Raw genomic sequence first — 11966 nt, 5'->3', positions numbered from 1 at the left:
CCACTGGCATGCACCGGACCCACACCGGACCGCCCCACTGGCACACAGAGGGCACAATGAATCAAGAACTTGAACTTGCAAGTATCGATTAGGGGTACCTAACCTGGTCTCCTCATCGTTCCTGTCCCCGATACGAGGAGCCCCTGTCATGCCCCCCACGCCCACCGCCGCCTCCCCCTCAGCCCCGGCGCCCACCGCCCCCGAGAGAACCTCGGCGGCCGCGGTCCCGGCCCTGACGCAGCGGCTCGACGCGGCCCGCCCGTACGCCCTGTCCGCCTTCCGCGTCGTGGTCGGCCTGCTCTTCGCCTGCCACGGCATCGCCTCCCTCTTCGGCGTCCTCGGCGGCGCGGCCGGCACCAACGGCGGCACCATCGCGGTCGGCACCTGGCCGGGCTGGTACGCGGCCGCCATCCAGCTCGTCGCCGGCGTGCTCGTGCTGCTCGGCGCGGGCACCCGCACCGCGGCCCTGATCGCCTCCGGCTCCATGGCCTACGCGTACTTCGACGTGCACCAGAGCATGGCGCTGTGGCCGATCCAGAACGGCGGCGAGGCCTCCGCGATGTTCTGCTGGGCCTTCCTGCTCCTGGTCTTCACCGGCCCGGGCGCGCTGTCCCTGGACCGGCTCTTCTCCCGCCGCGGCTGAGCCCGCGGAGCGGGTCCGGACCGCTCCCGGACCCGCACGGGGACCCGCGTGACCCCGTGCGACCCCGCACGGCCCCGCGCACACACATGCCCGGACCCGCCCGGTGCGTGACCTGGCGTCATCGATGTCGTGATCCGTACCGTGATGCGCACAACATCACCACCCCCGCTCACACGTCACACGCGCCCCAGGCGTACGCTGTCCGGTTGTGAAGGCCGCCCCTGCCGCTCCCCTGCGACGTCGCGGCGGGGGACCGTACCGGGAGATCAGGACGTGCTGGAGAAGCTGGGGGCGTTGGCCGACACCCCATGGATCTACGTGATCGTCGGGATCTCGGTACTCCTCGACGTCTTCCTCCCGGTCCTCCCCAGCGGCGTTTTGGTGATCACCGCGGCGACCGCCGCCGCGGGCACCGCGGCCGACGCCGCCGTCGGCGGTGCGGCCCACGGCCACGCCGGCTTCTCCCAGATGCTGCCGCTGGTCATGTGTGCCGCGACCGCGTCCGTCATGGGCGACATGGTCGCCTACCGGCTCGCCTGGCGCGGCGGCGACCGCTTCGACCGGGCCATCGCCCGCTCGCGCCGGCTGACCGCCGCGCAGGCGAAGCTCGGCACGGCGCTGCTGCGCGGCGGCGGCCCCCTGGTGGTCGTCGCCCGCTTCGCCCCGGCCGGGCGGTCGGTCGTCAGCCTCGGCGCCGGTGTGATGCACCGCCGGGTCGCCGAGTTCCTCCCGTGGTCCGCCCTGGCCGGCCTGACCTGGGCCGCGTACAGCGTGAGCCTCGGCTACTTCGGCGGCCAGTGGCTCGGTGCCGGCTGGATCGGCACGGCCGTCTCCTTCTTCGCCCTCTTCGCCGCCGGCGCGGGCGCCGCGTTCGTCGTGAAGCGCCCCGGGGCGCAAGAGGCGTAGCAGGGAGCAAGAGGCGTGGCAGGGCTTGCGGCCCGGCCTCGCCCGCACCTTCGGTAGCACCTGTTACGGCAGCGACCGTACGTCCGGTCGGTGACGGACGGACGACAGGATTCCGCGGTCGCACGAGAGTTCGTACGCCCGGCCGTCCGCTCTTCTACGTCGCACGGCGGGTGGTCTCCGCGCGCAGGACCCGGGCGCAGTGGCGCGCGTACCTGCGCTGGAAAGCCGGCACCAGGGGCCCGGCGGCCCGGGTGAACCACCGTGCCGGGCGGCTGAACGCGGTCACGGCCAGGCGTACGTCCTGCGCGCCGTCGAGGGTGACCACGAAGGACTCCTCGCCGCACTCGGGATGGCCCGGCAGCGTGCCGTAGGCGAAGCCCGCGCGGCGCTCCTCCCGCACGGTCCAGACGACCGCGCACGCCCCCGAGGCCCGCAGGGGGCCGAGGCCGAGGGAGAGGTCCACGGTGACGCCGGGGGCGGCCGGGAGGGTGCCGGCGGGGATGCGGACGCCGGCGGCGCGGTGCATGCGCCAGGACAGGAGCGCGTCGGCCGCGGCCTCGAAGACGGGGCGGCCGCGGCCGATGTAACCCACCTCATACAGGTGGTGGTAGCCGGCGGGGAGCGGGCGGCGCCCGGTGGCGCCGGCCTCCGGGTAGGTGAGGCCAGGGGGCACGTGTGTCATCGGTTCCAGTATGGGCGCACGGGCCGGCCGGCCCGGAGACGGGCGGCGGCCCGGCTCCGCGAGGGAACCGGGCCGCCGGACGGGCAAGAGGCTTACCGAACGGTGGTGAACACTCCCTTGTCGTCCTTCTTGAAGGCCGACAGGCCGTTGGCCCACAGCTGGTTGACCCTGCTGCTCTCGGCGCTGTTCGGGCGGGTGTTCTGACAGGACGTGCCGGGGCCGCCGCCCGACATCAGCTCGCTGCACGGCCCGGAGTAGTGGTCCGGCAGACCGAGGACGTGCCCGGTCTCGTGCGCGGTGACGCGGGTGGAGTTGTACTGCTGGTTCTGCCGGTAGTCGAGGAAGATGTAGCCGCGCCCGTGGCCGTCGGTGCTCGCGTAGGAGCCGCGGGAGTCGTTGCCCTCGTAGTAGCTGAAGTCGGCGTTGCTGCCCGCGCGCAGCTGGACGTTGCGCACGGAGCTGTTCCAGATCTGGGCGCTGGCGGCTATCTGGGAGGCGAAGCTGGGCGCTCTGCTGGGGTCGTAGGTGACCGTGACGGTCTGCAGACCCGGCGACTTCGCGGCCTTGGCCTGCGCCGACTTCATCACCGCGTCGAAGAACGCCTTGTTGCCCGCCTCCTCGGCCGCCGAGCCGGCGTACGAGGACCGGACGGACTGCGTCGCCGTCTGCGATCCCGTGATCGCCGGGGCGGCGGACGCGGGCACTGCCGTCATGGCTGCCGCGATACCGAGGCCGATCGCCGCGGACAGCACAGTCGTGGAGCGTTTCATGTGGGGGACTCCATTCGTGCCGAGGACGTCCGGAGGCGTGGTGGGTACACCGGCCGGATGTCCGTCGGGTGAACTGCTGGTCCCGGAGAGTCTGTGACGAGTTATCAGCGGTGCGGATGATGCCAACTGGCCATAGCACCGTCCAATCACCTACCCTGCCCCGGCATGTGCCTGGTGTGACGTGCGAGGCACAGTTATGCTCCCCCCGTGGAGCTCGAGGTCAGGCACCTCCGCGCGCTTTGCGCCATTGCGGATGCGGGAAGTGTGCGGAAGGCCGCGCTGCAGCTGGGCATGACCCAGCCCTCGCTCACCACTCAGCTCCGCCGCATCGAAGGGGCCGTCGGGGGCCTGCTGTTCACCCGCGGCCAGACGGGCAGCCGCCCCACGCCCCTCGGCCACTCGGTGCTCTCCCGGGCGCGGCCCATCATCGCCGAGATGAGCGCCCTGATGGCGGCGGCCCGCGACGCGGCGGCGGGCGCGGGCGGGGCCCGGCTGCGGGTCGGCAGCATCGGCGGCCGCGTGGTCGCGGGATGGCTGCGGCGGCTGCACGCCCGGCTGCCCGATACGGACATCACCATTCATATCGAGGTCTCTGCAGGCACGTTGCTGCAGCTGCTCGCGACCAACCAGCTCGACGTCGCGTTCGTCCACGAGGCGGAGGGTTTCCCGCTGCACATACCGGCGGGCGTCGAGCAACGGGTCCTGATGGCGCGGGAGCCGAGGTTCGTCGCCCTGTCCGCCACGCATCCGGCGGCGGGCCGCCCGCTGGTCGGCCTCGCCGAACTCGCCGACGACGCCTGGATCGTGGACCCGGCCGCCGACCACGAGTGGTCGGCCCTGCAGCGGGCCTTCACCGAGGCCGGCACCGACCCGCGCCTGGTGCACGTGCGCGACGCCGCCACGGCCGCGGACCTCGTCGCCTCGGGCGAGGCCGTACGCGCCTGCCAGCCCACCGCGGAGGCCACGCCCGGCACGGTGCTCCGCCCCCTCTACGGCGACCCCCTGACCGCCGAACTCTCCCTGGCCACCCGCCCCGGCGCCCTCTCCCTCCCCGAACTCGACGCCGTCTTCGGTGACTTGGAGGACGCCTACCGGGCGCTGGCGTACGCCCACCCGTCCTACCGGTCGTGGCTGCACCGCAACGGCGGAATGCTGCCGGCGGCGTAAGCAGCGCAGGGCCCCGGGGCGGGCGTGACACGCCCGCGACACCCGGACTTCACGGATCTATCGTAATAAAGAGGACAGCTGCTCGTCCCGTCCGAAAGGGGTGGCCGCCATGGGAGAACGCAGCCGCAGTGAGGTCGAGTCGGAGATCAAGGAAGCGCTGGGGCTCGTCCCGCACTTCTTCTCCGGCATCCCCGACGACCTGCTCGAACACGAATGGGAACTCTTCAAGAAGCTCGAACTCGGCGAAACCCTCATTCCGAACAAGTACAAGGAGCTCATGGGAATCGCCCTGCACTCCGAGACCAAGTGCCGGTACTGCACGCTCTTCCACACCGAGGCGGCCAGGATCTTCGGCGCCACGGAGGAGGAGATCCAGGAAGCGGTGCACTACGCGAAGCACAGCCTCGGCTGGAGCGCCTACCTCAACGGCATCCGGGAGGACTACGACGACTTCGCCCAGGAGCTCGGCCAGATCAAGGGGTACCTCGCCTCGCGGGGCTGAGCCACGGGGAAGGACTGACCGATGCAGGTCGAATGGGCCCGCCCGGGCGTCCTGCGGGTGACCTCGCACGCCTACGAGTTCGCGGCGCTGATCGCCGCGGCCCGCTATGTGGCCGAGTCCGCTCCGGCGGACATCAGCGAGGAGGCGCTGGATCAGCTGAAAGAGGTCCTGAACGGCTACGACGCCCAGGCGTCGCGGCTGCACGGCCGTGAAGAGGGAAGAGGCCGTGAGGATGAAAGAGTGGGCACAGACGGATTTGAACCGCCGACATCTGCTTTGTAAGAGCAGCGCTCTACCGCTGAGCTATGCGCCCTGGCACGAGGTGACAGCCTACATGGCACCGCCCGGTTCCCCGCAAATGTCAGGGCGGCGGGGCGCCTGCGGGGGTTATCCCCACCCCCGGTCCGGTAGCAGGCTTCACCTCGGTTCGGTAGCAGGCTTCATCGTGCCCGGGAGAGATCCACTTCTACGCTGATCCCGTACGCACACCGCCCCGCCGACCTGCCTCCCGGAGTTCCGATGAAGCCGCGCTCCCGCGCCCGTTCCGCCGCCCGTATCTCTCTCGTCACGGCCGGTGTGCTGGCCGCCGGGGCGGCGCTGGCCGGCTGCGGGAGCGCCGATGCGAGCGAGGCGAAGCCCGAGCACAAGGCGTTCGCCCTGGCCGGCAAGGAGCTGACCGTCGAGTCCGACAACTCCGCCCTGGAGATCGCGCCCGCCGACGTCAAGGACGTGCAGGTCACGCGCTGGTTCTCGGGGTGGACCCTGGGCGGGACCACCAAGGTCACCTGGGAGCTGGACGGCTCCGTGCTGAAGCTGAAGGAGCAGTGCAGCGGGCTGAGCGCGGACTGCGAGGCCCGGCACAAGATCGAGGTCCCGCGCGGGGTGAAGGTGACCGTGAAGAGCGACAACGGCTCGGTCAGGACCCGCGGCTTCGACACCGACCTCAAGGTCACCTCCGACAACGGCGCGGTGCAGGTCGCCGACAGCAGCGGGGCCCTCGACCTCTTCAGCTCCAACGGCACCGTCCGCACCACCGGCACCACCTCGACCCGGGTGAAGGCCGGCTCGGACAACGGCGCGCTGCACCTCACCCTCGACCGCGTCCCGGACCGGGTGGAGGCCAAGAGCGACAACGGCGCGCTCACCCTCGACCTCCCCCGCGCCGCCTACCGGGTCGACGCGCGCAGCCGCAACGGCGCGGAGCACGTGGACGTGCCGCGCGAGGACGACAGCAAGCACGTCGTCTCCGCGCACACCGGCAACGGCGAGCTGAAGATCCGTACAGCGGGGTAGCGCGAACCAACCGTCCTGTGTGTTCGTCTTTACCGGGTGGGAGAATGGCATCCGGGCCAGGGGCGATCCATCGGGAGAAGGCAAGTGACGGCGACCTTCGCGCAGTCCGCACGACCGGCACACCGCCGTTTCCGGGCTGTCAGGGCCCTCACGGCCGCCGCCCGGGACACCCTCGCCCTCACGCTCCTGCCGCTCCCCCTGCTCGCCGCGGCCGCCGTCACCGCCGCGCCCGCCGCCTTCGCCGGCGGGGGCACGCGCCGCTGGGGCCGGGGCCGCGGCGAAGGACAGCGGGCGGACGCCCAGGCCGCGAAGGACGCCGCCGCAGCCGCCTTCTACGAGCTCGACACCGCCCAGCGCGAACTGCGCATCTCCATCGAGACGATCACGGCGGTGGACTCCTCCCCCGCCGCCCGCAAGGCCGAGGCCGGCTTCGCCGCCCTCGGGCAGCGCATCGACGAGGTCTCCCACACCTACATCTCCGCCGTCGACTCCCACGATATCGACCGCGAGGACCTCGACTCCGGCGCCGCCGCCCGGGCCCGCGCGGACCTCACCGCCGCCAAGGACGAGCTGCTGCGCGCCAAGGCCGAGCTGGAGCGCTTCGGGGAGGGCCTCGGCCCGCTGCTGGCCGCCGCCGAGACGCAGCTCACCCGGCTCGCCCCCGCCGTCGAGCGGGCCCGCCAGGGCCTCCTCGCCGCCACGGTCGCGCTCGACGCCGTACGGGACACGGGCCTCAAGGCGGACGGCCTCGCCGCACGGCTCGCGGCGCTCGGCCCCGAGCTCACCAGGCTCAACCAGGGCGCCGGGCAGCACGGCGTGCGGGAGACGCTGCAGCGCGCGGAAAGGGTCCTGCACGAGGCCGAGGCCGTGCGCGGCGAGGCCGAGGCGCTGCCGGCGAAGGTCGCCGAGATCGACAAGCGGCTGGTGTCCCTGCGCACGCGTGCGCAGGCGCTGACGACCCGCGCCTCGGGCGTCGCGCCGGTCCTGAGCGAGCTGCGCCGCCGCTACAGCGCCGCCTGCTGGCAGGACCTCCAGCAGGTGCCGGAGGAAGCGCAGCGGGCCGTCGCGGCGGCGGAGGAGAAGCTCGCCGAGGCGCGCCGGGCGCGGGACGAGCAGCGGTGGCCGGATGCGCTGGCCCTGCTGTCGACCGTGCGGGCCGTGCTGAGCACGACGGACGAGTCCGTCTCCGCCGCCGGGGAGCGGTTGCGGCGGCTGGACGAGGTGTCCTTCGACCACCAGGGGGAGGTCGAGCGCACGCGGTTCGCGATCCGGGACGCGCAGCGGCTCGCCATGGCCGGGCGCAGCACGCCCGATCCCCGGCATGCGCGGCCGCTCGACGAGGCGGTGGAGCGGCTGGAGCGGGCGGTGGCGGGGCTGGAGGGGCGGCATCCGGACTGGTGGCACTTCCTGACGGAGACGGAGGCCGTGCGGGGGTCTGTGGCCCGGGTGGTCCAGGAGATCCGGGAGGAGCTGGGGCGGTAGGGGGTTGGGCACAACCGCACCCGCCGGCGGCTACAGGGGCTGGCTATGCTGCCCCCATGCCTCGTTACGAGTACCGCTGCCGCGCCTGCGGAGACACCTTCGAGCTCAGCCGGCCCATGGCCGAGTCGTCCGCGCCCGCCTCGTGCCCCGCGGGGCACGAGGACACCGTGAAGCTGCTGTCCGCCGTGGCCGTCACGGGCGGCGGCTCCTCCTCCGCGCCGGCCCCGCAGGGCGGCGGCGGAGGGTGCTGCGGAGGCGGCTGCTGCGCCTAGCCGCTAGGCGCCCACGCGCCGCGCGAGGGTCAGTCCGTCGGCCACCGTGATCATCACGGACTCCATGCGCTTGTCGGCCGCCACGTGCGTGTTGAACTGCCGCACGGCGGCCCCCATGGGGTGGTTCCCCGGGTCGAGGACGGAGCCCATCATCAGCACGTTGTCGACCACGATCAGCCCGCCCGGCCGCATCCGCGGGACGAGCTCCTCCCAGTAGTTGATGTAGTTGTCCTTGTCGGCGTCGATGAACGCGAGGTCGACGTGGGCCTCCTCGGGCATGGCCCGCAGGGAGTCCAGCGCGGGCGCGATGCGCAGGTCGATACGGCCGTCGACGCCCGCCTGCTCCCAGGCCTGGCGTGCGTAGGCCGTCCACTCCTCGGAGATGTCCAGGGTGACGAGGCTGCCGTCCTCGGGCAGGGCCTCGGCCATGGAGAGCGCGGACAGGCCGGTGAAGGTGCCGACCTCCACGATGTGCCGGGCGCCGGTCAGCCGGACGAGGAAGGCCAGCAGCGGCCCCTGCTCCTGGGCGATCTGCTTGATCGCATGGGTGGGGAGAGCCCGCTGGGTGGTCTCGACCAGCCCTCGCTGCACGGGGTCGAGCGGGGGGTTGTGAGCGAGCACGTACGCGTGCAGCTCGGGCGTGACCGAAGTGCCTTTGAACTCTGCCACGGGGGTTCTCCTCGACTCGCCGACGACTTGCCGCAAAACCGCGAACGAGCCTACGCCGCCGCGCCCGTGAAAGCCCGCAGGATCTCCTCGCCCGCGGCCACGCCGCGCGTCTCCAGGGCCGTGACGTGCGGGGCGGACCAGCCGGAGTCGGCGAGCTCGCCGTGGCCGGGCCGCCAGCCGCGGCCGGCGGCCAGCAGCAGATCGGCGTCGAGCAGGGAGTCGCCGGCGGCCAGCACCTCGGAGGCGCCCGTACGCCGCGCGACCTCCGCGACCGCGGCGCTCTTGGTGAGCGGCCGGGGCACGGCGTAGAGCTTGCGGCCCTGCAGGGACACGCTCCAGCCGCGGGCCCCGGCCCACTCGGTGAGCTCCGTGACCCACTCCCCGGGCAGCAGGGAACGGTCCACCACCAGATAGGCGAACAGATCCTCGGCGGTGCGCTCCTTGAGCAGCCACACCGGGTCGGCGGTCCGCACCAGGCGCTCGCGCACCTCGGCGAGCGTGGCGCACTCGGCGGCGATCCGCCGCTCCACACCGGCCCGCCAGCCGCGGTCGGACTCGCCGTGGACGAGCAGTTCGCCGCCGTTGGCGCAGATCGCGTACGCGGCGGGCCGGCCGGGCAGGCTGATGCGCCCGTACTGCTCACGCGTCCGGGTCGTCGTGGGCACGAACGTGACGGAGGCGGTCAGCTCCGCCAGCATGCCGGCCGCGGCCTCGGTCATGTACGACAGCGGCTTGCGGTCGTAGACCTCGACGCACAGCAGCCGGGGCGCAAGGGCGTCGGGCCCGGCGAGATCGAGCGCCGCAGCCGAATAGATGAGGGTCCGGTCGAGATCACTGGCGACGATCACCGGCCCGTCACCGCCTTGCCGTCGGCGCCGGTGGCGCCGCGGGTGTAGCGGGGGTGGATGAGGCCGACGCAGCTGTACGGCAGCCCGTCCACCTCCTCGACGGGCACGCCCCGCTGCCCGGCGAGCAGCCGCACGTGGTCCAGATCCGCCCCGGCCCCGCGCTGGGCGAGGATCTTCCACGGGACACGGCGCAACAGCACGCGGGTGGTCTCCCCCACCCCCGGCTTGACGAGGTTGACGTCGTGAATGCCGTACTCCTCGCTGATCCGCTCCACGGCCGCCCAGCCCGCCCAGGTGGGCGTCCGGTCGGCGGCGGCCAGCTCCTTGGCGTCCCGCGCGACGTCCTCCCCCACCTCGCCGAAACGGCCGGCGACGACGTCGAGGAAGGCCCGGGACACATCGGCCCCGGCCAGCTCGCCGTAGAACTTCGCCCCGTGGAAGTCCTGCGGCCCCACCAGGTCGGCACGCAGGACGGTACGGGAGATCAGCCCGGAAACGGTCGAGTTGAGACAGGCGGACGGGATGAGGAAGTCGTCCCGGGTGCCGTAGGTGTCCACGCACTGCCCCGGGTCGGCCAGCACGGCGATCCGCGGGTCGAATCCGGGGAACTCCTCCAGCGCCTCGGCGAGTTCACGGGTGATCGCCCCCTTGCCCGTCCAGCCGTCCACGAAAACGACGTCACGGGGGTCGTGGTGCTCGGCCAGCCAGCGCAGGGCGACACGGTCGATGCCCCGGCCCCGCACGATGGAGACCGCGTAGTGGGGCAGGTCCAGACCGTGCGCGTGCCGCGCCCAGCGGCGCATCAGCACACCGACGGGCGTCCCGGCCCGGGCCAGCGAGACGAGCACCGGCCGGGGCGAACGCTCGGCGAGCACGGTCTCGGTGACGGCCCCGACGGCACGGGCCATACGCCGCGCCGACGTCTTCAGGGCGGCGTGGAAGAGCGCCTGGTACTGCTCGCTCGGCTGGTACTCGACGGGCAGCGACTCGGCGTAGTGCGCGCCACCGCTCTGAATGGCCTCCTCCCGCTCCTCGGTGGGCGCCTCCAGCTCGACACCGGACAGGTCCTGGAGGAGCCAGCCGACGTCCTCCGGCTCGTAGGAGGAGAAGGCGGGGCCTCTGAGCGGTTCGGGCATGGAGGAAGCGACCTCGGGAACGTAGGAGGGAACGACGGCCAGCAGCACCTGGCCGGTATGCGGGGCGACTGCGTCGAGCAGGCCGCCGGGGGCGTGGAGTTCGGGCGTATCGCCACGGGAGTCGACCACGACGACGACTGCGTCGAAGCCGGCGCCCGCCACGTTGTACGCGTAGCGGTCGCCCGGGCCGTCGTCCGGGGCGTCGTGTGCGGGGAAGGTGATCCGCGATCGGATCGCGTAGCCCGGGTCGTCCACGGGCAGGACGGGTGACCGGGTGGTCGTCGAGAAGAAGACCTCGGCGCCGTCGAGGACGTCGTCCAGCGCCGCGGCGAGGCGCAGGGGTACGTACATCAACTCCTCGTTACCGAGGACGAGGATGCGGCGCGGGGTGCCGCCGTTGTCGCCTGCGGGTGCGGCTTCCCTTAGCGGGGGCTGAGCACCATTGCCGTCTGCGGGTGCGGTTGTGCCCACCCGTGCCGCCCCAGCGGCACGATTGCCCACAACCAGGGTGGTGAGGTCGGCACGATTGCCCACAACCAGGGTGGTGAGGTCGGCACGATTGCCCACAACCAGGGTGGTGAGGTCGGCGCGATTGCCCACAACCAAGGTGGCGCCAAGGCGGGCGGCCATGGCCGGTAGGGCGGCTTCCAGCCTCTCCCTCTGTTCCGGGGTGAAGCCGTGGCGGGCGCCGTCCGGGACTCCGGGCGGCCAGGGGAGGTCTGCGCGGGAGGTGGCGGGGGCGCAGGGGTGGGGGTCCGGGGCGCTGACGTGTATTTGTGGGCCAATCGCCGGTGCCCGTGACGTCCGGGGCGCCGGCCCGTAAATATACGGCCCCGGACCCCCACCCCGGAGCCCCCGGCACCGGACCCCGGACGCACCCGCAGCCGCAGCCGCCTCCCGCTCCCACTCCGCAACCAGCTCCTGCCCCCGCTCCAGCACCCCCTCCGGCAGCCGCACCGTCCCCGAAGCCAGAGCGATCAGGTCCACCCGGGCACCCAGCTCCGCCGCGAAAGCCTCCAGCCGCCCCCGGTCCTCCGCCGACCGCATGTCGACCAGCGCAACGACCACGTACCGCGACCGCGGAAACCCCGCGTGCAGCGCCGCAATCGTGTTCAGAACCGTCCGCCCCGTGGAGAACTCGTCGTCCACCAGGACAAGCGGCCCGTCCCCGCCCAGCAACCCCGCATCCTCGGGCAGCAGCAGGTGCGACGTCGCGTGGCTGTGCTCCTCCTCGAAGCCCCCGACCGGGGCGACGCCCGCCACGGCCCGCCGCGTCGAGTGCAGATACGGCGCAAGCCCCAGCCCGTCCGCCACGGCATGCCCGAGCCCCGTGGCCGTCTCGGCGTACCCGAGGACGACGGCCCGCGCCGCCTCCGCCTCGCCCAGCAGCGCCCGCACCCGCCGCCCGAGCCCCGCTCCGGACTCGTACACCACCGCCGGACGCGCCGGCACGTGCTTGCCCAGCACGTTGGACACCAGCAGATGCGCCCGCTTCGGATTGCGCCGCAGCGCGAGCCCGAGAAGGCCTTCCAGCTGCGCGTCACCGTCCAGCGAGACCCCCAGCCGGTCCGCAACCCACCGCCCCGACCACACAGC

At 72.8% G+C, this 11966-nt stretch carries 12 protein-coding genes and 1 tRNA gene; 7 read left to right on the top strand and 6 right to left on the bottom strand.

What is annotated here, in order from left to right:
• The first annotated feature begins 232 nt into the window (after positions 1 to 232).
• Positions 233 to 643, top strand: coding sequence for a DoxX family protein (locus IE241_RS07930; protein WP_190021091.1), 411 nt, complete (start codon positions 233 to 235; stop codon positions 641 to 643).
• Positions 644 to 916: 273 nt separating this feature from the next.
• On the top strand, positions 917 to 1549 hold the full coding sequence (locus IE241_RS07925; protein WP_190020888.1) for a DedA family protein: 633 nt from the start codon (positions 917 to 919) through the stop codon (positions 1547 to 1549).
• A 154-nt stretch (positions 1550 to 1703) separates the two neighbouring features.
• On the opposite strand, the gene IE241_RS07920 is transcribed toward IE241_RS07925, so the two are convergent.
• Positions 1704 to 2231, bottom strand: a complete 528-nt coding sequence (locus IE241_RS07920) for a DUF1990 domain-containing protein (protein WP_190020887.1) — start codon at positions 2229 to 2231, stop codon at positions 1704 to 1706.
• A gap of 92 nt (positions 2232 to 2323) precedes the next feature.
• The gene (snpA, locus tag IE241_RS07915) at positions 2324 to 3001 is read right to left on the bottom strand and encodes a snapalysin (RefSeq protein ID WP_190020886.1); all 678 of its coding nucleotides are present in this window, start codon (positions 2999 to 3001) and stop codon (positions 2324 to 2326) included.
• Between the two features lie 207 nt (positions 3002 to 3208).
• Between snpA and IE241_RS07910 the strand changes: the two genes are divergently transcribed.
• Positions 3209 to 4168 (top strand): LysR family transcriptional regulator, encoded by a 960-nt coding sequence (locus IE241_RS07910; protein ID WP_190020885.1) that lies wholly within the window; start codon positions 3209 to 3211, stop codon positions 4166 to 4168.
• 109 nt (positions 4169 to 4277) lie between these two features.
• Positions 4278 to 4670, top strand: coding sequence for a carboxymuconolactone decarboxylase family protein (locus IE241_RS07905; RefSeq protein ID WP_190020884.1), 393 nt, complete (start codon positions 4278 to 4280; stop codon positions 4668 to 4670).
• A 241-nt stretch (positions 4671 to 4911) separates the two neighbouring features.
• Here the strand turns inward: IE241_RS07905 and IE241_RS07900 are convergent.
• Positions 4912 to 4983 (bottom strand) — tRNA-Val (locus IE241_RS07900).
• A gap of 206 nt (positions 4984 to 5189) precedes the next feature.
• Between IE241_RS07900 and IE241_RS07895 the strand changes: the two genes are divergently transcribed.
• From IE241_RS07895 to IE241_RS07885, 3 genes are all read left to right on the top strand, one after another.
• Complete coding sequence (locus tag IE241_RS07895) at positions 5190 to 5963, top strand: DUF4097 family beta strand repeat-containing protein (protein WP_190020883.1); 774 nt, start codon at positions 5190 to 5192, stop codon at positions 5961 to 5963.
• An 84-nt stretch (positions 5964 to 6047) separates the two neighbouring features.
• Positions 6048 to 7445 (top strand): hypothetical protein, encoded by a 1398-nt coding sequence (locus tag IE241_RS07890; protein WP_190020882.1) that lies wholly within the window; start codon positions 6048 to 6050, stop codon positions 7443 to 7445.
• Positions 7446 to 7501: 56 nt separating this feature from the next.
• On the top strand, positions 7502 to 7717 hold the full coding sequence (locus IE241_RS07885; protein WP_190020881.1) for an FmdB family zinc ribbon protein: 216 nt from the start codon (positions 7502 to 7504) through the stop codon (positions 7715 to 7717).
• Between the two features lie 3 nt (positions 7718 to 7720).
• Here IE241_RS07885 and IE241_RS07880 read toward each other — a convergent pair whose 3' ends face one another.
• From IE241_RS07880 to IE241_RS07870, 3 genes are read right to left on the bottom strand one after another with little or no spacing between them, the layout of a single operon-like run.
• Positions 7721 to 8386, bottom strand: a complete 666-nt coding sequence (locus tag IE241_RS07880) for an O-methyltransferase (RefSeq protein ID WP_190020880.1) — start codon at positions 8384 to 8386, stop codon at positions 7721 to 7723.
• A 50-nt stretch (positions 8387 to 8436) separates the two neighbouring features.
• Entirely contained in the window at positions 8437 to 9231 is a 795-nt protein-coding gene (locus tag IE241_RS07875; RefSeq protein ID WP_190021090.1) for an HAD family hydrolase, read from the bottom strand.
• Complete coding sequence (locus IE241_RS07870; protein ID WP_190021089.1) at positions 9231 to 11963, bottom strand: phosphoribosyltransferase; 2733 nt, start codon at positions 11961 to 11963, stop codon at positions 9231 to 9233. Before IE241_RS07870 ends, IE241_RS07875 begins: the two co-directional genes overlap by 1 nt.
• Positions 11964 to 11966: the final 3 nt, after the last annotated feature.

The organism is Streptomyces hiroshimensis (assembly GCF_014650335.1).
In the GTDB taxonomy this organism is placed as follows: domain Bacteria; phylum Actinomycetota; class Actinomycetes; order Streptomycetales; family Streptomycetaceae; genus Streptomyces; species Streptomyces hiroshimensis.
Note: the sequence above shows the minus strand (reverse complement) of the source record. Positions and strands in the feature narration are given on the sequence as shown.